The organism is Stenotrophomonas sp. YJH_SMC_80, assembly GCF_059372495.1.
The window spans coordinates 40,321-63,437 of the sequence record NZ_JCAFVP010000006.1 but is presented as its reverse complement, the minus strand read 5'-3'; the positions used below and the strand labels follow the sequence as shown (position 1 = coordinate 63,437).

Annotated in this window: 22 protein-coding genes; 8 read left to right on the top strand and 14 right to left on the bottom strand. The window is 66.9% G+C overall.

The window, feature by feature from the left end:
* The first annotated feature begins 42 nt into the window (after window positions 1-42).
* Complete coding sequence (locus tag AC5P99_RS12135; protein WP_005411628.1) at window positions 43-327, top strand: DUF2782 domain-containing protein; 285 nt, start codon at window positions 43-45, stop codon at window positions 325-327.
* A gap of 269 nt (window positions 328-596) precedes the next feature.
* On the opposite strand, the gene AC5P99_RS12130 is transcribed toward AC5P99_RS12135, so the two are convergent.
* Window positions 597-1,043, bottom strand: coding sequence for a universal stress protein (locus AC5P99_RS12130; RefSeq protein ID WP_005411629.1), 447 nt, complete (start codon window positions 1,041-1,043; stop codon window positions 597-599).
* A 229-nt stretch (window positions 1,044-1,272) separates the two neighbouring features.
* A complete protein-coding gene (locus AC5P99_RS12125) occupies window positions 1,273-1,827 on the bottom strand; it encodes a thioredoxin domain-containing protein (RefSeq protein ID WP_049448193.1) in 555 nt (184 codons plus the stop codon).
* 144 nt (window positions 1,828-1,971) lie between these two features.
* On the opposite strand from AC5P99_RS12125, the gene AC5P99_RS12120 reads away from it, so the two are divergent.
* On the top strand, window positions 1,972-2,598 hold the full coding sequence (locus tag AC5P99_RS12120) for a hypothetical protein (protein WP_495213192.1): 627 nt from the start codon (window positions 1,972-1,974) through the stop codon (window positions 2,596-2,598).
* A 90-nt stretch (window positions 2,599-2,688) separates the two neighbouring features.
* On the opposite strand, the gene AC5P99_RS12115 is transcribed toward AC5P99_RS12120, so the two are convergent.
* Window positions 2,689-3,015, bottom strand: a complete 327-nt coding sequence (locus tag AC5P99_RS12115; protein ID WP_049448189.1) for a low molecular weight protein tyrosine phosphatase family protein — start codon at window positions 3,013-3,015, stop codon at window positions 2,689-2,691.
* A gap of 109 nt (window positions 3,016-3,124) precedes the next feature.
* Between AC5P99_RS12115 and AC5P99_RS12110 the strand changes: the two genes are divergently transcribed.
* Window positions 3,125-3,862 (top strand): hypothetical protein, encoded by a 738-nt coding sequence (locus AC5P99_RS12110; RefSeq protein WP_237398806.1) that lies wholly within the window; start codon window positions 3,125-3,127, stop codon window positions 3,860-3,862.
* A gap of 104 nt (window positions 3,863-3,966) precedes the next feature.
* Here the strand turns inward: AC5P99_RS12110 and uvrD are convergent, their stop codons facing one another.
* The 7 genes from uvrD to AC5P99_RS12075 form a co-directional block, all read right to left on the bottom strand.
* Complete coding sequence (uvrD, locus tag AC5P99_RS12105; protein ID WP_049448186.1) at window positions 3,967-6,159, bottom strand: DNA helicase II; 2,193 nt, start codon at window positions 6,157-6,159, stop codon at window positions 3,967-3,969.
* Window positions 6,160-6,168: 9 nt separating this feature from the next.
* Complete coding sequence (locus AC5P99_RS12100; RefSeq protein ID WP_495213191.1) at window positions 6,169-7,590, bottom strand: FAD/NAD(P)-binding protein; 1,422 nt, start codon at window positions 7,588-7,590, stop codon at window positions 6,169-6,171.
* Window positions 7,591-7,635: 45 nt separating this feature from the next.
* Window positions 7,636-9,054: a cardiolipin synthase gene (gene cls / locus AC5P99_RS12095; protein WP_049403632.1), complete on the bottom strand. Its 1,419-nt coding sequence runs from the start codon at window positions 9,052-9,054 to the stop codon at window positions 7,636-7,638.
* 233 nt (window positions 9,055-9,287) lie between these two features.
* On the bottom strand, window positions 9,288-9,455 hold the full coding sequence (rpmG, locus tag AC5P99_RS12090) for a 50S ribosomal protein L33 (RefSeq protein WP_169411268.1): 168 nt from the start codon (window positions 9,453-9,455) through the stop codon (window positions 9,288-9,290).
* Between the two features lie 10 nt (window positions 9,456-9,465).
* Window positions 9,466-9,702, bottom strand: coding sequence for a 50S ribosomal protein L28 (gene rpmB, locus AC5P99_RS12085; protein WP_005411638.1), 237 nt, complete (start codon window positions 9,700-9,702; stop codon window positions 9,466-9,468).
* 223 nt (window positions 9,703-9,925) lie between these two features.
* The gene (locus AC5P99_RS12080) at window positions 9,926-10,375 is read right to left on the bottom strand and encodes a hypothetical protein (RefSeq protein ID WP_014038960.1); all 450 of its coding nucleotides are present in this window, start codon (window positions 10,373-10,375) and stop codon (window positions 9,926-9,928) included.
* 66 nt (window positions 10,376-10,441) lie between these two features.
* Window positions 10,442-11,359 carry a LysR family transcriptional regulator gene (locus AC5P99_RS12075; RefSeq protein ID WP_495213190.1) on the bottom strand — a complete coding sequence of 306 codons (918 nt, stop codon included), beginning with the start codon at window positions 11,357-11,359 and terminating at the stop codon, window positions 10,442-10,444.
* A gap of 108 nt (window positions 11,360-11,467) precedes the next feature.
* On the opposite strand from AC5P99_RS12075, the gene AC5P99_RS12070 reads away from it, so the two are divergent.
* From AC5P99_RS12070 to AC5P99_RS12050, 5 genes are all read left to right on the top strand, one after another.
* Window positions 11,468-11,866: a RidA family protein gene (locus AC5P99_RS12070; protein ID WP_012481624.1), complete on the top strand. Its 399-nt coding sequence runs from the start codon at window positions 11,468-11,470 to the stop codon at window positions 11,864-11,866.
* Window positions 11,867-12,027: 161 nt separating this feature from the next.
* Entirely contained in the window at window positions 12,028-12,360 is a 333-nt protein-coding gene (locus AC5P99_RS12065) for a hypothetical protein (RefSeq protein WP_169449050.1), read from the top strand.
* A gap of 56 nt (window positions 12,361-12,416) precedes the next feature.
* Window positions 12,417-13,670 (top strand): TolC family protein, encoded by a 1,254-nt coding sequence (locus AC5P99_RS12060; RefSeq protein WP_108270106.1) that lies wholly within the window; start codon window positions 12,417-12,419, stop codon window positions 13,668-13,670.
* Complete coding sequence (locus AC5P99_RS12055) at window positions 13,667-14,872, top strand: efflux RND transporter periplasmic adaptor subunit (RefSeq protein WP_169449051.1); 1,206 nt, start codon at window positions 13,667-13,669, stop codon at window positions 14,870-14,872. Before AC5P99_RS12060 ends, AC5P99_RS12055 begins: the two co-directional genes overlap by 4 nt.
* Before the next feature lie 10 nt (window positions 14,873-14,882).
* The gene (locus tag AC5P99_RS12050) at window positions 14,883-18,092 is read left to right on the top strand and encodes an efflux RND transporter permease subunit (protein ID WP_495213189.1); all 3,210 of its coding nucleotides are present in this window, start codon (window positions 14,883-14,885) and stop codon (window positions 18,090-18,092) included.
* A 133-nt stretch (window positions 18,093-18,225) separates the two neighbouring features.
* Here AC5P99_RS12050 and AC5P99_RS12045 read toward each other — a convergent pair whose 3' ends face one another.
* From AC5P99_RS12045 to AC5P99_RS12030, 4 genes are all read right to left on the bottom strand, one after another.
* A complete protein-coding gene (locus tag AC5P99_RS12045; RefSeq protein ID WP_005411647.1) occupies window positions 18,226-19,998 on the bottom strand; it encodes a DUF885 domain-containing protein in 1,773 nt (590 codons plus the stop codon).
* 986 nt (window positions 19,999-20,984) lie between these two features.
* Complete coding sequence (locus tag AC5P99_RS12040; RefSeq protein WP_005414908.1) at window positions 20,985-21,332, bottom strand: lipid-A-disaccharide synthase N-terminal domain-containing protein; 348 nt, start codon at window positions 21,330-21,332, stop codon at window positions 20,985-20,987.
* Window positions 21,332-22,054 carry a glycosyltransferase family 2 protein gene (locus tag AC5P99_RS12035; RefSeq protein ID WP_010482377.1) on the bottom strand — a complete coding sequence of 241 codons (723 nt, stop codon included), beginning with the start codon at window positions 22,052-22,054 and terminating at the stop codon, window positions 21,332-21,334. Before AC5P99_RS12035 ends, AC5P99_RS12040 begins: the two co-directional genes overlap by 1 nt.
* 89 nt (window positions 22,055-22,143) lie before the next feature.
* Window positions 22,144-23,109 (bottom strand): NAD-dependent epimerase/dehydratase family protein, encoded by a 966-nt coding sequence (locus AC5P99_RS12030; protein ID WP_049449876.1) that lies wholly within the window; start codon window positions 23,107-23,109, stop codon window positions 22,144-22,146.
* Between the last annotated feature and the right edge of the window lie 8 nt (window positions 23,110-23,117).

Genomic DNA, 23,117 nt, shown 5'->3' with positions numbered 1-23,117 from the left:
TGGGGCATAATCAGGGCTCTCTCCAGGCAAAGGCCCCCGCCGATGAAGACCCTGATGCTGGCTTCCCTGCTCCTGCTCGCTGGCTGCGCCAGCATGGGTGGCGCAGGTGCTCCCCCGGTGGACGTCAAGGGCGCCGATGTCTCCAAGCGCACCATGGACAACGGCGATGTCATCGAGGAATACCGTGTGTCCGGCCAGCTGCGCATGGTCAAGGTGACGCCATCGCGCGGTGCTCCGTTCTACATGTACGACAAGAACGGCGACGGCCGTTTCGACAACGACAAGGACGGTGTGTCGCCGGTGTACTGGAAGCTGTACAGCTGGTGAGGTGACCGGGGTTGTGACCGGGGTCGGATCCCTTTCCACAGGAAAGGGCTCTGACCCCCTCAGGGTGATTGGCACGGCCCATCCACGCATGGCGTGGATCTACCGGGACAACGAACGTGGGTCCACGCCATGCGTGGGTGACCGCCTATCAGTAGATCCACGCCATGCGTGGATCCGCCCCCTATCCCCCACAAAAAACAACGCCGGCGCGCATCCTGCGGCCGGCGTCGGGTCCCCTCCCCGGGAACGCTTGAATCTGCGGGTATGGATCAGCGGATGACCAGCACCGGCAGCGTGCTGCGTGCCAGCACTTCGGCGGTCTGGCTGCCCAGCAGTACACGGGTCACGCCACGGCGGCCGTGCGAGGTCATCACGATCAGGTCGCTGTTGCGCTCGCCGGCGGTCTCGATGATGCCGTCGGCCGCATAGCGGTCCAGCACGTGTACCGGGTTGGCGGTGATGCCCTGCTCGGCGGCCTTGGCCAGCGCCGGCTGCAGTACCTTCTGCGCCCCTTCCTCGCGGTCGGCCTTGTACTCGGGGCTGTTCATGTAACCCACGCTCCAGCCCATGGCGTCGTACATGCCGACCGCCCACGGCTCGGAAACAGTGACGATATCGACCTCGGCGTTGAGGTCCTTGGCCAGCTCCAAGCCCTTCGCCAGGCCCTTGTCGGCCAGCTCGGACCCGTCGGTGGCAATCAGGATGCGCTTGTACATGGTGGGGCTCCGTGGCGGTCTGCCAGATGGGAACGACACCATTGCACACCGGATGTGGAGGCGGCGCCTTGAGCAGGATCAATCCGGCGTCGCGCAGCGGCGTGTGCGCACCGTCACGTGGTCCGGGGGACAGGCCCGGCCCGCCCTTCTCTGTAGAGCCGAGCCCGTGCTCGGCTGCTTCTGGCGGGAAAGGCAGCCGAGCATGGGCTCGGCTCTACAACAACGTCGCTCAGGCGATCTGCACGATGCGCGCGTTCTGGCACAGCGGGTAGCTGGCCACGAATCCGGCGATCGCATCGCGCATCACCTCGAACGATTGGCCGTACATGTACAGCGCGGTCTCGGTCGGGCCCTGCCACCAGCTGCAGATCTCGCCCAGGCCGTCGATGCTCTCCGACAGCTGCTCGAACACGTGGTTGGAATCGCACTGCTCGTAGACTTCGTCCGGCAGGTTCAGGCCATCCAGGTAGATGCCCAGGCCCTCGGTCACGCCGAAGCTGAGGTCGGCCTCGCCCGCGCCGTGGATCTTCGAGCCCTTCGGTGCACCCAACTGCTCCAGCAGGTCGATCAGCTTCGGCACGCCATCGGCATCGACCAGCGCCACTTCGATGTCGCCGTATTCGACCTCACCCAGATCGGACATCGCAGTGCCGCCGCCCGTCAGCTCGCCCACCTGGGCCGCCTGCAACAACGCGTCAAGCGGATCCTCGAACAGTTCATGGCGGTGTTCGGGTTGCAGCTTGGCATTCAACGTCACGGTGACGTGCAGCGTGGGTTCGGTCATGGGGGCGTTCCTGGAAGAAGTGCCGCCTATTGTAGAGCCGGGCCGATGCTCGGCCGACTTTCCCTGCCCAGACCAAAGCCCCCCCCGTCTGCCAGCCAAGCGATAATGCGCGTCGCAAGGACATCATTCCAACAGGGGGAATACATGAAGTCGATCATTGCACCGGCGCTGCTGCTGTTGCTCACCGGCTGCGGCATCCGCACCGAAGTGGTGCGCGTGAACGTGCCCGATATCCGGGTGAATCCCGAACAGGGTCCGGTAGTGGTGGTGGGGCCCGTGCGCGACGGTCGTCCGGTCTATTACCCGGAAGTTGCGGCAGCCGACCGTGCGAAGAACATTGCCGGGGTGGTTCGTCAAGGCAACGGCGTCCTTGTCTCCATCGAGTCCACCACAGCGGCGGACAAGACGCGCGAAATCATGATCCAGTCATTGCGAAACATGGGCTATCGCACCGCCGATCAGTGCGAAACCTCATGTACGCAACTGGAGGCCTCGCTCACCGATTTCTCGGTCAAGATGCCGGCGAACTTCTTCCGGATGGTGTCATCCACACAACAGATGCTGGCCGACATTTCGGTGCAGGTCGTTGCGCGGAAGGACGGCCAGACCCGTGCCTTCACCGCCACCGGGCATGGCGCGAACATCTTCCAGGTGCCATCACGCGAGAACTGGGAGATCGCACTGGAGCGCGCGGTAAAGAGTTTCACCAGCAGCCTGCAGCAGTCGATGTCCGAACAGGATGCGGCGGCCGGTTCAAAGGCGCAGGACTGACGCTCTGTCCTTCTAGTAGAGCCGGGCCGATGCTCGGCTGCTTTTCGCGCCAGACGCCGCCGAGCATCGGCTCGGCTCTATAACAGCCCGTCAACGCAGGAACGGCGTGACCTTGCGCTTCAGCAGCTCAACCAGCACCGGGTCCATGTAATCGTAGTCGTCCGGGATATCCAGGCAGATCACCCGCTTGCCGTTCAGCCATGCCTTGTAGCGGCTGGACAGCCGGTTGCGGTGGGCGCGCTCCATCACGAACACGATATCGGCCCACTGCAGCAGCTCGGGGCTGAGCACTTCCTCGGCATCGGCCAGTAACCCGGCCGAGGCAGTCTCGATGCCCGGCCAATCGGCGAATACCTGCTCGGCGGTGGGGCTGCGCAGGCGGTTCTGGCTGCAGAGGAAGAGCACGTTGCGGGTCATGCGCGCAGCCTAATCGGGGCCGGATCCCTTTTCCAACGGAAAAGGGCTCTGACCCCACTCAGGTACATTCGGACAAGTTGCATGGCCGGAAAACACTCGAAAGACCATCATGGGCCTTTCCACCGTCCAGATGCCCATGATCACCAAGGATGACCTGTTAACGACGTTCGCAGAGGTAGCCGAGGCGCACGACTGCTACTTCAGCAAGTACGTAGTCGCGACGTACGTGCTCTATTGCTGCATCAGAAATGCCAAGGAACATGACCTCGCGATCGCGTCCAAAAATGTCGATGATCCGGAGTTCGCCGCCAGCGTTGTGCTGAACGCGCCGCCCCGTCTTTCACATGATGGGCCAACGATCTTTGAAATTCCTTCCAACGCCTATGGGTTCACTCATGCGATGGCGGTTCCCAGCACTTATCACGGGCTTCTGAATGGGATCGAGAAGCGCACGGGTCTGTTCCTGTGCCTGCCGATCTTCCGGTGTGAGTTCAACGGCAACGAATCAGCAGAGGATTTCAGGTGGTCCACACATCACATCGTTGACGTCAACAACTTGCATAGGACCAGGCAGCCGAAGATCAGCGTGTACTTCGACAATCCCCGCACTGGTGGCGGCACGGACAAGGACGGTGCCATTGTGAGCCTGGAGACATTGATAGCGGAGATCGACAACGTTAGCGGAGTGAGCAACGGCTTCATCGAGATCACCAACTACCGCGGCGAAGTGATCGAGGTGTTGTCGCCGGCGGAAGGCCACTACGCGCTGATCCGCAACCGCCAGGATGAAGAAGCGATGGACCGCGCCGGGTTGGTGGCAGCCGTGGAGAAGTTCACCATCGGCTGATATCCGACCGCTGTTGTAGAGCCGAGCCATGCTCGGCTGGTTTTCCCGCCTGAAGCAGCCGAGCATGGCTCGGCTCTACAGGAATTCCCGCCCCCTGACGGTGATCAGATCACCGTCAGGTTGGCGTAGGCCATCACCAGCCACTTGCTGCCGGCATCAGCAAACTCGACCTGCACGCGGGCGTGCGCGCCGCTGCCTTCGTAGTCGGTCACCATGCCTTCGCCGAACTTGGGATGGGTGACCAGCGCGCCGAGCTTGACTGGCGGCGCCTCGATCGAGGCATGGCCCATCACCCGGCTGGCGCCCATCGAGGCAGGCCGCGAGACCTGCACCTTCGGGCGCACTTCGTGCAGCAGCTCGCGCGGAATCTCGCGCAGGAAGCGCGACGGCAGGCTGTAGTTGTCCTGGCCGTGGATGCGGCGCGACTCGGCGTAGCTCAGCACCAGCTTCTGGCGCGCGCGGGTGATGCCCACGTAGGCCAGGCGGCGCTCTTCCTCCAGCCGCCCGCTTTCTTCCAGCGAACGTGCGCTGGGGAACAGGCCGTCTTCCATGCCCGCCAGGAACACCAGCGGGAATTCCAGGCCCTTGGCCGAATGCAGGGTCATCAGCTGCACGCCGTCCTCGCCGGCCTGCGCCTGGCCTTCACCGGCCTCCAGCGCGGCGTAGGCCAGGAACGCGACCAGCTCGTCCATGTCCTCGCCCACTTCCTCGATGTCGTCGGCGCGGCGCACGAAGCGCGAAGCGACCGAGACCAGTTCGTCGAGGTTGTCGGTGCGCGATTCCGAATCCAGCGAATTGCGGCTTTCCTTGCTCCAGTGCTCGCGCAGCTGCGAGCGGGCCAGCACGTGGTCCACGCGCTCGGCGAGGGTCATGTGCACGGTCTGCGCCTGCAGCTCGTTGACCAGCCCCAAGAAGCCGGCCAGTGCATTGCGCGCGCGTGCGGCCAGCGCGTTGCCCTGGGTGACCAGCATCGTTGCTTCCCACAGCGAGATGCCCTGCGCGCGCGCCTCGCGGCGCACTTCGTCCAGCGTGCGGTCGCCGATGCCCCGGGTAGGCGTGTTGACCGCGCGCTCGAAGGCGGCGTCATCGTTGCGGTTGGACAGCAGGCGCAGGTAAGCCAGCGCGTCCTTGATTTCGGCACGTTCGAAGAAGCGCATGCCGCCGTACACGCGATAGGGCACCTGTTCGCTCAGCAGCGCCTCTTCCAGCGCGCGCGACTGCGCGTTGCTGCGGTAGAGCACGGCCACTTCGGTGTAGCTGCCACCGTCGCGCACCCACTGGCGGGCACGCTCGACGATGTAGCGCGCCTCGTCCATCTCGTTGTACGCCGCGTACAGGTCGATCGGTTCTCCGTCGCCACTGTCGGTCCACAGCTGCTTGCCGATGCGATCCGGGTTGTGCGCGATCACCGCATTGGCAGCGCCGAGGATGTTGGCAGTGGAGCGATAGTTCTGTTCCAGGCGGATGGTCTGCGCACCTGGGAAATCGCGCAGGAAGCCCTGCACGTTCTCGACCTTGGCGCCGCGCCAGCCGTAGATGGCCTGGTCATCGTCGCCGACCACGAACACGTGGCCGGAATCGCCGGCCAGCACGCGCACGAAGGCGTACTGGATGGCATTGGTATCCTGGAACTCGTCCACCAGGATCTCGCGGAAGCGGGCACGGTAGTGCGACAGCAGCGCCGGGTTGTCGCGCAGCAGTTCATGCGCGCGCAGCAGCAGCTCGGCGAAGTCGACCAGGCCGGCGCGGTCGCAGCGCGCCTGGTACTCGATGTAGGCCTGGCGCATGGTTTCCAGCCACGCGTCGTGCGGTTCCGGCTGGATGTGCTGCGGGCGGCGGCCCTCGTCCTTCTGCGCGTTGATCCACCACGCGATCTGCTTGGGCGGGTACTTGCCGTCGTCCAGCTCCAGCGCCTGCACCACACGCTTGACCAGCCGCAGCTGGTCGTCCGAATCCATCACCTGGAAGCCTTCGGGCAGCTTCGCGTCCTGCCAGTGCAGGCGCAGCAGGCGGTTGGCCAGGCCGTGGAAGGTACCGATCCACATGCCACGGCTGCCATGGGGCAGCTGGGCATCGATGCGGTGGCGCATCTCGCCGGCCGCCTTGTTGGTGAAGGTCACCGCGAAAATGCCGTGGGTCGGCACGCCGTCGACTTCATGCAGCCAGGCGATGCGGTGGGTGAGTACGCGGGTCTTGCCGGAACCGGCACCGGCCAGCACCAGGTGGTGGCCGGGGGGAGCGGAGACGGCTTCGCGCTGGGCCGGGTTCAGGCCATCAAGCAGGTGGGAGACATCCATGCCCCCATTTTACGGCATCGCCGTCGCGGCTCCTGCGACCACCTGGGTGGCCAGTGCCTGCGCCTGCTGACGCAGTTCAGGCACCGCCAGGCTTTCCCACAGGCTGCCGATGCGCAGGCTGCCAAGTACGCCCAGCCGTGCCTGCGACTGGCCACCGGCCGCACGCAGGCGGTCGCCCGGCACCGTGCTGTCCAGGCCCAGCCCATGCGGGCCGGGGCGGGCCAGGCCATCGGCCTGCAGCTGCTGCAGCAGCGGATTGCGCAGCGCGCTGGCGCGGGTTTCCACACCGGTGGCGTTGATCACCCCGCTGATCGTCCAGTGCTGTTCATTGCCGTTGGCATCGCGACCCGACAGCCGCAGGGCATCGCCTTCGCGGCCGACGGATTGCAGGCGGGACCGGTGAATGCGCAGTTGGCCGCTGTCCTGCAGGGACTGCAGCTGCGCGTCCACCTCTTCGGCGATGCGGTGGCGATGCACGTCCCAGTAGCGCACCACATGGCGCAGGAAACGACGCTGGTCGGCCTCATCGAGGCTGCACCACAGCGCCTGCCCGTGTGGACGGATGCGGTCCATCACGCCCTGCCACGGCAGGCCATCGGCCTGCGCCTGGCGTGCGAACCCGCGTAGCGCGCGCAGGCGCTGGCGCAGGTTCATCGGCAGCAGCGCAGCCGGGTCGAACGTGGGCAGGCCACCATGCGCATGCGGCAACGGCAGCAGGCCGTGGCGCGAGATCACATGCAGCGGGCCGGTGTGGCCGGCGGCGACCAATGCCAACACGCTGTCGGCCATGCTCAGGCCGGAGCCGACGATGGCCACAGCCTGCTCGCCGGCCAGGCTGCGTACGCCGTCGTAGTCCCAGGCCTCGATCACGTCATCGGCGGGCAGTGTCTCGGCACCGGCCACCGGCGGCGGCCGCATGCTGTTGCCGGTGGCCAGCACCGCCTGCGCGGCGTGCAGTGTGCTGCCATCGCCGAGTGTCAGCTGGTAGCCGTGGTCACCCGGCTGCAGGCCCAGCACCGGCTGCGCGATCACCTGCAGCTGTGCCGGGCTGGTCGCAGCGGCCTCCTGCAGGCACTGCTGCAGGTAGGCAGCAAAGTAGTGGCGGCACACGTAGCGCTCGCCCAGCGCCTCGCGCGCCTCGCCCGGGTAGGCATTGGCGGCCATCAGGTAGTCGAGGAAATCGCCGGGCTGGTCGGCAAACGCACTCATCTTCGCCGCCGGCACGTTCAGCAGGTGCTCCGGCCACGGCGTGGCATAGGCGATGCCCTGGGCCAGCTGCGAGGCGGGTTCGAAGATGGCCAGCGCCAGCGGCGCATTCGCCTGGCGCAATACCTGGATCGCCACCAGCACCCCGGCCGCACCACCACCGATGATCGCCAGGTCCAGTTCGCCATTACGCGGTGAATCAGTCATGTGCCAATTGTAGGCCATCGGCGATGACAGGCCGGATTGCCGGAATGGGCGGCCGGCATTGCCTCACATCAACGCATCGGCCAGCCGTGCAATACCCTCGCGGCTGCGCCGCCACGCAGGGCGGCTGCGCCACTGCTGCAGGTCCAGCTGCCGCGACTCGCGCAGGTAGCCATCCTCGATCGCGCACAGCTGCTGCACCAGCGCGCGGTCGTAGCAGATCAGGCCGATCTCGGCATTCAGCGCGAACGAGCGGATATCCATGTTGATGGAGCCGAGCACGGCGATGTCCTCATCCACGCTCATGTGCTTGGCGTGCAGGAACTGCGGCTCGTACAGCGCGATGCGCACGCCACAGCGCAGCAGTTCATCGTAGTAGGCCTCCTGCGCCCACGACGTCAGCCGCTGGTTGTTGCTGGCCGACAGGATCAGCTGCACCTGCACGCCGGACAATGCGGCGATACGCAGCGCACTCAGCGTGGCTTCGTCAGGCACGAAGTACGGGGTGACCATCACCAGCCGGCGCCGTGCGAGGTGGATCAGCGCGGCTACCGCGTCGCGCGCGTTGCTGTACGGGTAGGCCGGGCCGCTGGGCAGCAGCTGGGTGGCGATGTCGTCGCCGCATTCGGGCACATCGGTGATCACATCCAGGCGCTGGCCGGTCTCCATGTACCAGTCGCTGGCGAATACGGCTTCCAGATGCGCCACCGCCGGGCCGCGCACGCGCGCCACCAGCTCGCGGTTCGGGTGGCCCGGCACGAACTGCGGGCCCGCCAGATTCTGCGAACCGACATAGGCCACTTCGTTGTCGATCACCGCGATCTTGCGGTGGTTGCGCAGGTCCATGCGCCCGCTGCGGCGCCAGCGCAGGCCACCGGGCAGCATCGCGCGCACTTCGATGTCGCGCGCCTGCAGGCGCTTGCGATAGGCGCGCAGGCCACGCTTGGCGCCCACCGCATCGAGCAGCACGCGGCACTGCACGCCACGCGCGGCGGCACGCTGCAAGGCCTCGACAATGGCCTCGCCGACCGCGTCATCGAACATCAGGTAGTACAGCAGGTGCACGCGGTCTTCGGCCTGGTCGATGTCGGCGATCAGCGTGTGCAGCGACTCGTCGTAGTCGGTAAGCAGATCGACGGCGTTGCCGTGCACCGGCATGAAATCGCCCTGGCGCTGCACCAGCGGCACGATCTCGGCGCTGGCGGTGTCGGGCTGTGGGGTCCAGCGCAGGCGATGCTGCAGCGCCTGTTCCTCGCGGATGACCTGCGAGGCCTCGGCCTGGCGGCGGATGCGCTCGCGCGACAGCCACGGGTGGCCGAACAGCAGGTACAGCGGCAGGCCCAGCAGCGGTACGAAGCCGACCAGCAGCAGCCAGCTGCGCGCCGCGCCGGGCGTGGTGCGGGTGGGAATCCAGCACAGCGCGACCAGCCGGATCAGCCAGTCGATCAGCAGCAGGTAGGAACCCAGCAACCACTCGAACAGCATCGTGTCGCCCGTCGGGAGGTGATGGGCCATTCTGCCCACCGGCCTTTGTAGAGTCGAGCCGCGCTCGACTGCGTTGAAGCAGCGTGCCAACCAAGGTTGGCACCTACCGGGGGCGGGGAGGGAGTGTGCCGACCAACGGTCGGCACCCACAGGCACCCACCACGGGAACATCGGGCATGAAAAAACCCGCCACAAGGGCGGGTTTCTTCGCGGGGACCAGCAATCCTTGCGGATTACTTGATCTTGCCTTCCTTGTACAGGACGTGCTTGCGCACGACCGGATCGTACTTCAGGAATTCCATCTTCCCCGGGGTGTTCTTCTTGTTCTTGTCGGTCGTGTAGAAGTGGCCGGTACCGGCCGAGGAAATCATACGGACCTTATCGCGCTTGCCTGCCATGATGCTTTACTCCTCAGACCTTTTCGCCGCGCGCACGCAGCTCAGCCAGAACGGAATCGATGCCGTTCTTGTCGATGGTGCGCAGTGCATGCGCGGAAACACGAAGCTTGACCCAGCGGTTCTCGCTGGCCACCCAGAAACGGCGCTCGTGCAGATTCGGCAGGAAACGACGACGGGTCTTGTTGTTGGCGTGCGAGACGTTGTTACCCGTCTGCACTCGCTTGCCGGAAACCTGGCATACGCGGGACATTGCGCACCTCGATAGTAGTAGTTGTCAGCCCGTAGCCCGGGAGACGGCGGCCTCGATGGTTGCCCACCACACGTCAAGAGAATCAAAGGGTTACGCTGGCGTTGGGCGGCCGGGGACGTGCTCCCGGGGGCGCCGCCCGGTAGAAAACCGGACACAGCGAGCCGCGCATTATGCACGGGTTCAAGCACTTGCGCAAGTTACCCACAGGCTGGGGACGGACGATTCAGGCTTGGCCCTGGCTGAAGTCGAACTGCTGGCCAAACACCTGGCTGAACAGATCGGACTTCAGCTTCTCAAAGAACTGGTTGGTGGCAGTCAAACCGAAGCCCTTGGCCGACGTGCCGCCGGACTGCTTCTGCCACCACCATCGGTCGATCCCATCCAGATGCTCCCTCACAGGTGGGAAGTTGTCCGGCAGGGTCAGCGCCACCAGCGATAGGATGCGTTTGCGAAGACGTTGGCGTTCTTGCGGCGAGGCATCACTTTGATCTCGATAGGCGATGTGGACGTACGAGTCGATGGCTTCGATCAACTCCCTGGCGGTCTCGCGGCGCACCTTTTCCCGTTCGGCGCGCTGGTTCGCCTCAATCTGGTGACGGGCAACCTTGCTCGCGATCAGTCCACCGATAGCGGCGGCAATCAAGGTTGCTGTGATGTTCGGCCAGTCAATCATCGATATCCATTCCTACAACGTATCCTTGCCACGTTAGCGGCGTCGGCTCGGCGGTCTTTAGGCCCATCAGGCCAGATATGGCGCGTTCTCGTGCCCCAACGCCTCCACCACCCAATCAATGAACACCCGCAGCCGCTGGCTCATGTGCCGGTTCGGCGGGAACATCACATGCATCGGCATCGGCGGCAGCTGCCAGTCCTGCAACACCGGCAGCAGCTCGCCGCGCGCCATGTGCGGCTCGGCCATGTAGCTGGGCAGCGCCACCACGCCCAACCCCGCCAACGCAGCGGCCAGATAGGCGTTTCCATCATCGAAGCCGACCGTATAGCGGCCCTGCACCTCAACGCGCTCATCGCCGCGCTGTGCAACGAACACGCGTGCGCGGCCACTGCGCGGGCTGAGGAAGCCGACCATGTGGTGATCGGGGCCTTCCAGCGCGCGCGGATCGGTCGGCAGGCCGAAACGCTGCACATAGCCGGGGCTGGCGTGGAAGCCGATCGGCAGGGCGCCGAGCGGTCGCGCCACCAGTGCCGGGTCGGTCGGGGTGCCACCCCGGATCACGCAATCGACGTTGTCTGCGATGACGTCGACCTCGCGGTCGCTGACGCCGATGTCCAGCTGGATCTCCGGGTAGCGCGCCTGGAAGTCCGGCAGCGCCGGCACCAGCCGCAGTCGCGCGTAGGGTCCGGGCACATCCACGCGCAGCCGCCCGCGTGGCTGGTTGGCCGCGTCGCCCAGCCCGCCCTCCACTTCTTCCAGCTCGGCCAGCAGACGGGCGATGCGCGGGTAGTAGGCCGCGCCGTCGGCGGTGACGCTGACCCGGCGCGTGGTGCGGTTGAGCAGGCGCAGCCGCAGGTGTGCCTCCAGCTGCTGCACCAGCTGGGTGACCGTGGTTCGGCTGATCTGCAGCGTGTGCGCGGCGCGGGTGAAGCTTCCGGTTTCCACAACCCGGGCAAACGCCCGCATCGCCTCGAAACGGTCCATGGCGGGCCATGATTGTTTGGAATTGGCAATCAATCTAGGCTGATCATCGCGGTTTATCCAGACAGCACTGGCGCGGAGGATGGCGTTCTCTCCCACGGGATCTTCCCCATGTCACAGCGTGATGTCGTTTTCCCCGCCGGCCGCCAGGCCCTGTACGAGCGCAACCGCTACTCGCCGGCGATCCGATCCAATGGCTTCCTGTTCGTCTCCGGCCAGGTCGGCAGCCGCGAGGACGGCTCGCCCGAGCCGGATTTCGAAACCCAAGTGCGCCGCGCGTTCGAGAATCTCAATGCGGTGCTGGCTGCTGCGGGCTGCACGTTCGATGACGTGATCGACGTGACCGTGTTCCTGGTCGATCCGGAAACCAACTTCGAGAAGGCCTGGGCGATCGTGCCCGAGTACTGGGGCGAGGCGCCGCACCCGACCCTGACCGGCATCGGCGTGACCTGGCTGTACGGGTTCCAGTTCGAGATCAAGGTGATCGCGAAGCTGCCTGCAGACCGGTAGTGCCGGCCGCTGGCCGGCAGCAAGGTGTCGGGGTCAGAGCCCTTTCCGGCGGAAAGGGATCCGACCCCGCGCCCGGCCCACCTGAACGGGAGATTCCGACGTATTCCCGAAGCGGCCATTGATATTGTATCCGGCGAAAACCGCTTGCTAGCCTCCCTTCCATGCGCCGGATCTCCCGCCACCTTCGCTCGTACCTGCTGATGCTGCTGATGGCGGCATTCGTGGTCGTGCCGGTGGCCGACGCGCTGGCCTGCACGGTGGAACCGCACGCCAGCACGGTGCACGTGGAGTCCGCACCGGATTCCGATGGCGATACCGACGGCAAGCGTGTTGGTGCCTGTGGCCACAACCACTGCCACCACTCCAACCTGAGCCTGCCGGCCAGTACCCTCGCCGCCTTCGGTGCGCCACTGCCGGCGCGCTGGATGAATGCCGGCGACGCGGCGACCTATGCGGTCGCTCAGGATGAATTGACGCGTCCCCCCCGGGCGTGAGTTGAGCGCGTCCCGCGATTGCGGGCTCCCGTTTCACTCACAACCGGAATCCCCCTATGTCGATCCTGACACCTCGGTCGCCGCGCGCGGCCGGGCTGGTCGTCGCCGTGTTGCTGGGCCTGGCCCCGGCAATGCAGGCGTCGGCGCAAGCCGCCCCTTCCTACGACACCCTGCTTGAACGCCTGGACCAGCTGCCGGGTACCCGCGTGGGTACGGCACTGGCCGAGGCCGCCGATGCGCGCGCCGACCAGGCGCGTGCGTTGCCCAATCCTTCCCTCTCCTATTCCGCCGAAAACGCCTGGGGCACCGGCTCCTATGGCGGCATGGGCAAGGCCGATACCGTGCTCACTTTGTCCCAGCCGCTGGAGGTCTGGGGCCAGCGTGGCGCGCGCGTCCGTGCCGCCCGGGCCGAAGCACAGGCCGCCAACCTGCGTGGTGCCCAAAGCCGCAGCGACGTGGCCAGCCAGCTGGCGGTGGTCTACGCACAGGCGGAAAGTGCACTGCGCCGCTACACCCTGGCCGAAGAAGCACTGACCCTCACCCGCGCTGACGCCAACGCCGTCAACGCGTTGGTCAAGCAGGGCCGCGAACCGCAGCTGCGTGCGGTGCAGGCGCAGAGCGAGGTGGCCAACGCCAGCGCCGCGTTGGATGAAGCGCAGGCGTTCCGCGATGCCGCGCTGGCCCGCCTGGCCGGTGCTGCACTGCTGGATGCACCGGTGCAGTCGATCAACGACAGCCTGCTCGACCGTGCGCCGCCGCTACCGCGTGGCGCCACCGACGTGGCACTGGCGGTGCGCATCGCCGAAGCCGAAGCCGATGCGGCGGGCAAGCTGGTCGAGGTGGAGCGCAAGCGTGCCCTGCCCGACCTCAGTGTCACCGCCGCGCAGACCCGCTTCCGCGAAGGCGGCGAGCGTGCCTACAACCTCGGGGTCAGCCTCAGCATCCCGCTGTTCGACCGCAACCGCGGTGGCATCCGCGCCGCCAATGCCGACCAGCGCGCGGCCGAAGCGCGCCTGGACCAGCAGCGCCGCGACAGCGAGGCCGAGCGCCTCTCTGCGGTGGCCGGGTTGAAGGCCGCCAGCAGCCGTACCCGCGCCGCCGATGAAAGCGTGGTCGCCGCCGAAGAGGCGTATCGCCTGGCCCGCATTGGCTTCGACGCCGGACGCATCTCGCAGCTGGAACTGCGCAGCACGCGCAGCGCCCTCATCGCCGCCCGCGGCACCGCCGTGGATGCGCGCCTGTCGCGCGTCGCCGCGGAAATCGATCTTGCCCGCCTGGAAGGGCGCGCACCCTTTGTGGAGGCTCCATGACTCTCTCCCGTACTTTCCCGCTGATCGGCGGCGTACTGCTGACCGTCCTGCTGGCTGGCTGCGCCGGCAACGCGCAGACGCCTGCCAATGAAAACCCCGCTGCGGCCAAGGCCGGCACCGACGATGGCCACGGCCATGCCGCCGGCAGCAAGGAAGCCAAGGCAGAAACCGCGAAGGCACCTGCTGACGCCGACGAAGGCGTGGTGCAGCTGACCCCGGAGCAGATCAAGGCCTCCGGTATCGAAGTGGTCGCGATCGGTCGCGGTGGCGGTGGCTCCACGCGCCTGTCCGGCCGGGTCGAACCGTCGGTCGGTGCACGCGCCTCGGTGGCGTCGACCGTGACCGGCCGCGTCGAACGCGTTCTGGTCGCACCGGGCACCGCGGTGAAGCAGAACCAGGCACTGGCGATCGTGGTCAGCGGCGAAGCGGCGGTGTTCCGCGCCAATGCGCTGGCCGCAGCGGCCGAAGCCGAAGCCGCGCGGCTGGCCTATGGCCGCGACAAGGCGCTGGTCGACCAGGGCGTGGTCGCCCGCCAGGAGATGGAAGCCTCCCGTGCACGTTCGCTGGCGGCACAGGCCCAGGCTGCTGCCGCGCAGGCCCAGGCCGCCGCCAACGGTGCGCCCGATGCCAGCGGTCGCGTGCGCATCACCAGCCCGGTGGCCGGCATCGTCGGCAACGTGCAGGTCACCCCGGGCGGCGTGGTCGCCGCCGGCAGCGCGGTGGCCGACGTCGCCGACCCGACGATGAACGAGCTGGTGTTCACCGCACCGCCGGCGCTGGCCGCGCAGGTCACGCCGGGCATGAAGCTGGAAGTGAGCGTACCGGGTGGCAGCTTCACCGCCACCGTCACCGGTTCGGCCGCCGATGTGCGCCAGCAGGGCGGCGTCGCGGTCATCCGTGCCACGCCGGTGGATGCCTCGTTGCCGCCGGCAGGTTCGCCGGTATCGGCGGTGGTGGTCACCGAAGGCCAGGACGACTCGCTCAGCGTCCCGGCCGATGCAGTGCAGAACGTCGATGGCAGCAGCGCGGTGTTCGTCGCCGTCGAAGGCGGCTTCAAGGCGCAGCCGGTGCTGGCTGGGCGCCGTGCCGGTGACCGCATCGAGATCCTCGGTGGCCTGACCGGCAGCGAGCGCATCGTTGGCAGCAACGCCTTCCTGCTCAAGGCCGAACTGGCCAAGGGCGAAGCCGAGCACGGCCACTGAGGAAGCGACCATGTTCAAGCTGATCATTGAAACAGCGGTGCGCCACCGCTGGCTGGTGGTGTTCCTGGCGGCGCTGATTGCTGCGATGGGCCTGTTCCAGCTGGGCAAGCTGCCGATCGACGCGGTGCCGGACATCACCAACCGCCAGGTGCAGATCAACACGGTGGCACCGGCGCTGACACCGGAGCAGATCGAGCGGCAGGTGACCTATCCGCTGGAAACCGCGCTGGCCGGCATTCCCGGCCTGACCACCACGCGTTCACTGTCGCGCAATGGCTTCTCGCAGGTGACCGCGATCTTCACCGATGCGACCGACATCTACTTCGCCCGCCAGCAGGTGGCCGAACGCATGCGCGAGGCATCGGAAGACCTGCCCGATGGCGCGTCGCCGATGCTGTCGCCGGTCACCACCGGCCTCGGCGAAGTGCTGATGTGGACCGTGGACTTCACCGCGTTCGATCCGGCCAGCCTGGCCAAGCCGGGTGAAGCCGGCTGGCAGGCCGGCGAGGTCTACCGCACGCCGGAAGGCAATCTGCTGCGTACACCGGAAGAACGTGCGACCTACCTGCGCACCGTGCAGGACTGGATCATCGCGCCGCAGATGCGTTCCAGCCCGGGGCTGGCCGGCGTCGATACGGTCGGTGGCTACGTCAAGGAATATGGCGTGCATCCGGACAGCGCCCGGCTGGCCGCGCACGGCCTCGGCCTGGCCGATCTGGTCACCGCCCTGCAGCGTTCCAACGTGCAGGCCGGTGCCGGTTTCGTGCAGCGCGCCGGCGAAGGACTGGTGGTGCGTGCCGATGGCCTGGCGCTGACCACCGAGGATCTGGCACAGGCCCCGGTGGCGACCCGCAATGGCGTGGTGGTGCGCGTGGCCGATGTGGCCGAGGTCGAGCTGAGCCGCGCGCCGCGCCTGGGTGCGGCCAGCCGCAACGGCCATGAAGCCGTGCTGGGTACCGCGCTGATGATTGCCGGTGGCAACAGCCGCACCGTGGCGCAGGCCGCTGCGGCGCGCCTGGAACAGGTGAACAAATCGCTGCCGGCCGACATCGTGGCGGCACCGGTGCTGGACCGCAGCGTGCTGGTCAATTCCACCATCAAGACCGTGGCCAGGAACCTCACCGAGGGCGCGCTGCTGGTGGTGGTGGTGCTGTTCCTGCTGCTGGGCAACCTGCGTGCAGCGACGATCACCGCGCTGGTGATTCCGCTGTCGTTCCTGTTCGCAGTAATCGGCATGAACCGCTTCGGGATCAGCGGCAACCTGATGAGCCTGGGTGCGCTGGACTTTGGCATCCTGGTGGACGGTGCGGTGATCGTGGTCGAATCGACCCTGCTGATGCTGGGCCAGCGCCGCGCCGAACTGGGCCGTGCGTTGACCGCGATGGAGCGGCTGCGCGTGGCCGCCGATTCGGCGATGAAGATGGCGCGCCCTGCGGCCTTCGGCCAGCTGATCATCCTGCTGGTGTTCGCGCCGATCCTCACGCTGGAAGGTGTGGAGGGCAAGACGTTCCACCCGATGGCGGCGACCTTCATGCTGGCCCTGGTCGGTGCCTTCCTGTTCTCCTTCACCTTCGTTCCGGCGATGGCCGCGCTGCTGGTGCGCGAGCCAAAGGTAAAGGACGGCGATACGCATGCCGAAGGTGGCGAGCACGAGACGAAGCTGATCCGCGTGCTGCGTGCACGCATCGAACCGGTGGTGCGCAAGGCCGTGGCGCATCCGCGCACGGTGCTGGCCGGTGCGGTGATGATGGTGGTGGTGGGCATCGGCGCGTTCTCGCTGCTGGGCCGCGAGTTCATGCCGACGCTGGACGAAGGCAACGTGGCGATGCAGGCCCTGCGCGTGCCCTCGACCTCGCTGGAGCAGTCGCTGGCGATGCAGCTGGCTTTGGAAAAAGCAATTGCCAAGCAGCCGGAAGTGGAAACCGTATTCTCGCGTACCGGTACCGCCGAGGCGGCCATCGACCCGATGCCGACCAACATCTCCGACAGTGTGATCGTGCTGAAGCCGCGCAAGGACTGGCCCGATCCGAAGCTGGCCAAGGACGCACTGGTGGCGCGCTTCGAAAAGCTGGCCGGGCAGCAGCTGGGCAACAGCTTCGAGTTCAGCCAGCCGATCGAACTGCGCTTCAACGAGCTGATTTCCGGCGTGCGTACCGACCTGGCGGTGATGATCTTCGGCGATGACTTCAGCCAGCTGCAGAAGGTGGCCGACCAGGTGGCGCTGAAGCTGCGTGCGGTGAACGGCGCGGCCGACGTGCGGGTGGAACAGATCTCCGGCCTGCCTACGCTCAACGTGGCGATCGACCACGTGGCGGCGGCGCAGTACGGCATGACTGCCGCAGACGTCAGTGATGCACTGTCCACCGGCATTGGCGGCACGGCGGCCGGCAAGATCTTCGAAGGTGATCGCCGCTTCAACGTGGTGGTGCGCCTGGACGATGCCTCGCGCAACGATCCGGACCAGCTGGCCTCGCTGCCGATCGCCACGCCTTCGGGGCTGGTGATTCCGCTGTCGTCAGTGGCGCGCATCACGGTGAGCGAAGGGCCGAACCAGATCAGCCGCAACAACGGCAGCCGCCGCGTGGTGGTGCAGGCCAACGTGCGCGGTCGCGACCTGGGCGGCTTCGTCGGCGAGGCACAGGCCGCGGTGGCCGACGTGGCGCTGCCGCCGGGTGCCTACCTGACCTGGGGTGGCCAGTTCGAGAACCTGCAGCGCGCGGAGAAGCGGCTGGCGACGGTGGTGCCGGTGGTGTTCCTGCTGATCGGCAGCCTGCTGTTCATGGCCCTGCGCAGCGGCAAGGAAGCCATTCTGGTGTTCAGCTGCGTGCCGCTGGCGCTGGTCGGCGGCATCCTCGCGCTGCTGCTGCGTGGCATGCCGTTCTCGGTGTCAGCGGCGGTCGGCTTCATCGCCGTCTCCGGCGTGGCGACCTTGAACGGCCTGGTGCTGATGCAGGCGATCCGCGAACGCCTGGATGCCGGTGACCTGCCGCTGCAGGCAGCGATCAACGGTGCCTCCAGCCGCATCCGCGCGGTGCTGACCACGGCGCTGGTGGCGATCGTCGGCTTCATTCCGATGGCGATTGCCAGCGGTTCCGGTGCGGAAGTGCAGAAGCCGTTGGCGACGGTGGTGATCGGTGGCTTGATCACCGCCACCGTGCTGACCCTGCTGGTGCTGCCGACCTTCGCGGCTCGGGTAGCCAAGCCGCGGGCGGTGGGGTGAAAGACCACGGGGTCGGATCCTGTGATCCGACCCCGTTTCCCGGTCCGAGGTAGTGCCGGCCGCTGGCCGGCAATGTCGAACGATCGCGGTGCGTGCAGGTTGCCGGCCAGCGGCCGGCACTACCCGGTAGCGGTCAGGCCTTCTTGCGCTCGGCGATGTAGGCCTGGATCTGCTGTTCCAGCACCGGCAGCGGCACCGAGCCCTGCTTGAGCAGGGTGTCGTGGAAGCCCTTGATGTCGAACTTGTCGCCCAGTTCCTTCTCGGCCTGCGCGCGCAGGCGCACGATGGCGATCTCGCCCAGCTTGTAGCTCAGTGCCTGGCCCGGCCAGGAGATGTAGCGGTCCACTTCGGTGGTCACTTCATGCTCGCTCAGCGCGGTGTGGTCACGCAGGTAGGCCAGCGCCTGCTCGCGGGTCCAGCCCTTGCTGTGCACGCCGGTGTCGATCACCAGGCGCGCGGCGCGCCACATCTCATAGGTCAGGCGGCCGAAATCCTCGTACGGGGTTTCGTAGATGCCCATCTCCACGCCCAGCTTCTCGCAGTACAGCGCCCAGCCTTCGCCATAGGCGGAGATGTAGGCGTTGCGGCGGAACTCGGGCAGGTTCTTCTGTTCGGCGGCGATCGCGCCCTGCAGCGCGTGGCCCGGATCGGACTCATGCAGCGTCAGTGCTGGCAGGTTGTACAGCGGGCGCGACGGCAGGTTGTAGGTATTGAGCCAGTAGGTGCCCATGCCACCACGGCCGGCGGTCCAGAACGGCGCGATATCCGGCGGCACCGGCACGATGGTGAAGCGGGCGCGCGGCAGCGTCATGTACTTGCCGAGCTGGCCGTCCGCCCGCTTGGAGATCCACGCGGCACGCGACAGCAGCTCTTCCGGCGTCCTGGCATAGAACTGCGGATCGGTACGCAGGAAGGTCAGGAACTCGGCGAAGCTGCCCTTGAACTTCACCTGCTTGATGATGTCGTTCATTTCCTTCTGGATGCGTGCGACTTCATCCAGGCCGATGCGATGGATCTCGTCCGGCGACAGGTCCAGCGTGGTGTATTCGTGGATCTGCTGCTTGTAGTACGCCTTGCCATCAGGCATCGCTTCGGCGGCCAGGGTGGTGCGCGCCTGCGGCACGTACTCGTTGACGAAGAAGGTGCGCAGCTGCTGGAACGCCGGCACCACCTTGCCGCTGATCGCTTCACGCGCCTGCGCCTGCAGCCTGGCCTGCTCGGCGGCCGGAATGCTGTTGGGCAGTTTCTTGAACGGCGCGTACAGCGGCGACTCGGTGGGATCCATCAGCTCGGCGACGGTGGCGATGGAGACCTCGCGGCCATCGAGCACGGCACGCGGCACGCTGAAGCCACGCTTCAGGCCGGCACGCATGTTCTCGGTCTGCTGGCCGAAGTATCGCGGCACATCGTTCAGCCGTGCGATGTAGTTCTGGTAGTCCTGCACGGTCTTCATCTCGCGCCGGGCCATGAAGGACAGGTTGGACCAGAACGAGGAGTCGGCGTTGAAGGGCATCTCGTAGCCGCGCAGGCGCGTCTCTTCGGCCAGGTTGAACACCTGGTCGTGGTAGATCGCGTAGTTGACCTGGTTGTCGGGCGACAGGGTCTTCGGGTCGATCTTCTTCAGCGCGGCGAGGGTCTCGTCCCACACCTTCAGGCGCGCCTGCTGCGCGGCCGGGCCGACATCGGGCATGCGGGTGGCATTGGCCGGCGCGTCTTCGTCTTCGCTGGCCTCGCCGCCGCCCTGCTGGCGCCACTTCCATTCCTTCTCGTACAGCGCGCGGAAGGCGGCATCGGCGGGCGATTCGGTGGCCACGCTGGCCGGTGCGGCGGTGGCAGGCGGCACGGCAAGGGCCACGGCGGGCGCGGACAGGGCAATCAGCAGGGCAACGGCAAGACGGGTTTTCACGAGCACAGGTTCCCGGGAAGGCAGACCCCGATGATGGCACCGCCCACGGCCCGTGGCATGGGACGAAGGTCCTGCCTGCGCAGCAGGCAGGACCGGGCCCCGGCCGCAGGTCGGGGCCCCAGCGCCGAAGGCGCGTGGTAGAGCCGACTGTCAGTCGGCTGCTCTTCCGCCACATGCAGCAAACCCCGCGCTCCGCGCGAAAGTCGACTGACAGTCGACTCTACCCACAGCAGGCAGGACCGGGCCCCGGCCGCAGGTCGGGGCCCCAGCGCCGAAGGCGCGTGGTAGAGCCGACGGTCAGTCGGCTGCTCTTCCGCCACATGCAGCAAACCCCGCGCTCCGCGCGAAAGTCGACTGACAGTCGACTCTACCCACAGCAGGCAGGACCGGGCCCCGGCCGCAGGCCGGGGCCCCGGCGCCGAAGGCGCGTGGTAGAGCCGACTGTCAGTCGGCTGCTCTTCCGCCACATGCAGCAAACCCCGCGCTCCGCGCGAAAGTCGACTGACATTCGACTCTACCCACAGCAGGCAGGACCGGGAACCGGCCGCAGGCCGGGGCCCCAGCGCCGAAGGCGCGTGGTAGAGCCGACTGTCAGTCGGCTGCTCTTCCGCCATATGCAGCAAACCCCGCGCTCCGCGCGAAAGTCGACTGACAGTCGACTCTACCCACGGCAGGCAGGACCGGGCCCCGGCCGCAGGCCGGGGCCCCAGCGCCGAAGGCGCGTGGTAGAGCCGACTGTCAGTCGGTTGCTCTTCCGCCATATGCAGCAAACCCGCGCTCCGCGCGAAAGTCGACTGACAGTCGACTCTACCCACGGCAGGCAGGGCCGGGAACCAGCCGCAGGCCGGGGCCCCAACGCCGGAGGCGCGTGGTAGAGCCGACTGTCAGTCGGCTGCTCTTCCGCCATATGCAGCAAACCCCGCGCTCCGCGCGAAAGTCGACTGACAGTCGACTCTACCCACGGCAGACCGCATCCCGGCGCAGCCTCAATGGCTGGCCTTGTCCCGCTTCCAGCCCCGGTGCTTGATGTCCAGCTGCAGGCTGTACAGCGCGGTGAACGCCGGGAACAGGTTCTGCAGCACGCCCACCGAGTCCTGCTTGGCGGAGAACAGGAAGTAGCTCAGCGTCATCAGGCTGCCGACCACGCTCATGTACCAGAACAGGCGCGGGATCACAGGCTTGCCCGCACGCTTGGACGCGATGAACTGGACCAGCCAGCGGCCGCCGAACATCAGCGCGCCGGTGTAGCCGATCAGCTTCCAGCCGGTCACATGCAGGCCGGTCCAGTACAACCAGGTCAGCGGCTGGTCGAGCCAGTGCAGCTCCAGGTCCATCAACGCTCCTCCACTGCGGTGCGCTTGCTGCGGGTGATCAGCCACGCCACGCCGCGCAGGTCGCGGATGCCGACCAGTGCACGGCCCAGGTTGTTGTACTTGGACACGCCGGCGGTACGGTGGCGGTGGTTGACCGGCACGCTGGTGGTCTTCCAGCCGGCACGCTGCATCAGCGCGGGCAGATAGCGGTGCATGTGGTCGAAGTACGGCAGGTCGAGGAACGCGCTGCGCTCGAACAGCTTGATGCCGCAGCCGGTATCGGGCGTATCGTCGCGCAGCATGCGCGCGCGGATGGCGTTGGCCCACTTGCTGGCCCAGCGCTTGCTGCCGCTGTCCTGGCGGTTGACCCGCCAGCCGGCGAACAGCTTCACCTGCGCCTCGGCGGCATCGCGCGCGGCCAGCAGCTTGGGGATATCGGCCGGATCGTTCTGACCATCGCCATCCAGGGTGGCGATCCACGGCGCCCGCGCATGCTTGACACCGGTGCGCACGGCGGTGCTCTGCCCGCTCTGGTCCACGTGGTGCAGCACCCGCAGTTCCGGTGTGGTCGCCTTCAGGCCCTGCAGCACCGCCAGGGTGTCATCGCGCGAGTGATCATCGATGTAGACGATCTCGAACGGCAGCCGGCCACGCAGCGCAGCGGTGATTTCGGCAACCAGCGGGGCGACGTTGTCGCGCTCGTTGAACACCGGGACGACAACGGAAAGCTCGGGTTGGCTCATAAGGCACTCGGCCAAGGGGGGACAAAGACCGCGCATTCTCCGAAACCGAGGTTATCCGAAGATGAACCTGGTGGCGTGAGGATCCGTCCTCAGGCGCGGTCGCCAAAGTACTCGCGGCACCACTGCACGACAGGCGGCAGCCCTTCTTCGATCGGGGTCACCGCGTCGAAGCCGAATGCGTCATGGGCGCGCCGGGTATCGGCCATCGTGCGCACCATGTCACCGGGCTGCATGGGCTTGTAGACCTTCTGCGCGGGGCGGCCGGCGGCCTGCTCGATCACGCTGATGAAGCGCTCCAGCTCGACCGGCGTATGGTTGCCGAGGTTGAACACCCGGTGCGGCACCGGACCGTCGGCCGGATGCGCGAGGGCGCCGAGGATACCCGACACGATGTCGGAAACATGTGTGAAGTCGCGCTGCATGCGGCCTTCGTTGAATACGTCGATCGGCCGCCCGGCCAGCACCGCGCGCGAGAACAGCAGCGGTGCCATGTCCGGCCGGCCCCACGGGCCATACACGGTGAAGAAGCGCAGGCCGGTGGCATGCAGGCGATACAGCTGCGCGTAGGTGTAGGCCATCAGCTCGTTGGCCGCCTTGGTCGCCGCGTACAGCGAGCGCGGCTGGTCCACGCGCTGGTCCTCGGAGAACGGCGGCGTGGCCGAATCGCCGTAGACCGAGCTGCTGGAGGCATAGACCAGGTGCTGCACGCCACGGTGGCGGCACAGTTCGAGCATGTTGACGAAGCCGACCAGGTTGCTGTCGACGTAGGCGTGCGGGTTTTCCAGCGAATAGCGCACGCCGGCCTGCGCGGCCAGGTGGATCACCGCAGTCGGCTTCACCTCGTCGAACAGTGCCGCCAGGCCCTGCTGGTCGGTCAGGTCCAGGGTGCGCAGGTCCAGCGCCGGGCACAGCGCAGCCACGCGGTCGCGCTTGATCTGCGGGTCGTAGTAGTCGTTGAAGTTGTCCAGGCCGACCACGGGCTGGCCGGCCTCGAGCAGCGCGCGGGCGGTGTAGGCACCGATGAAGCCGGCAGCGCCGGTGAGCAGGATGGTCATGACAGGGG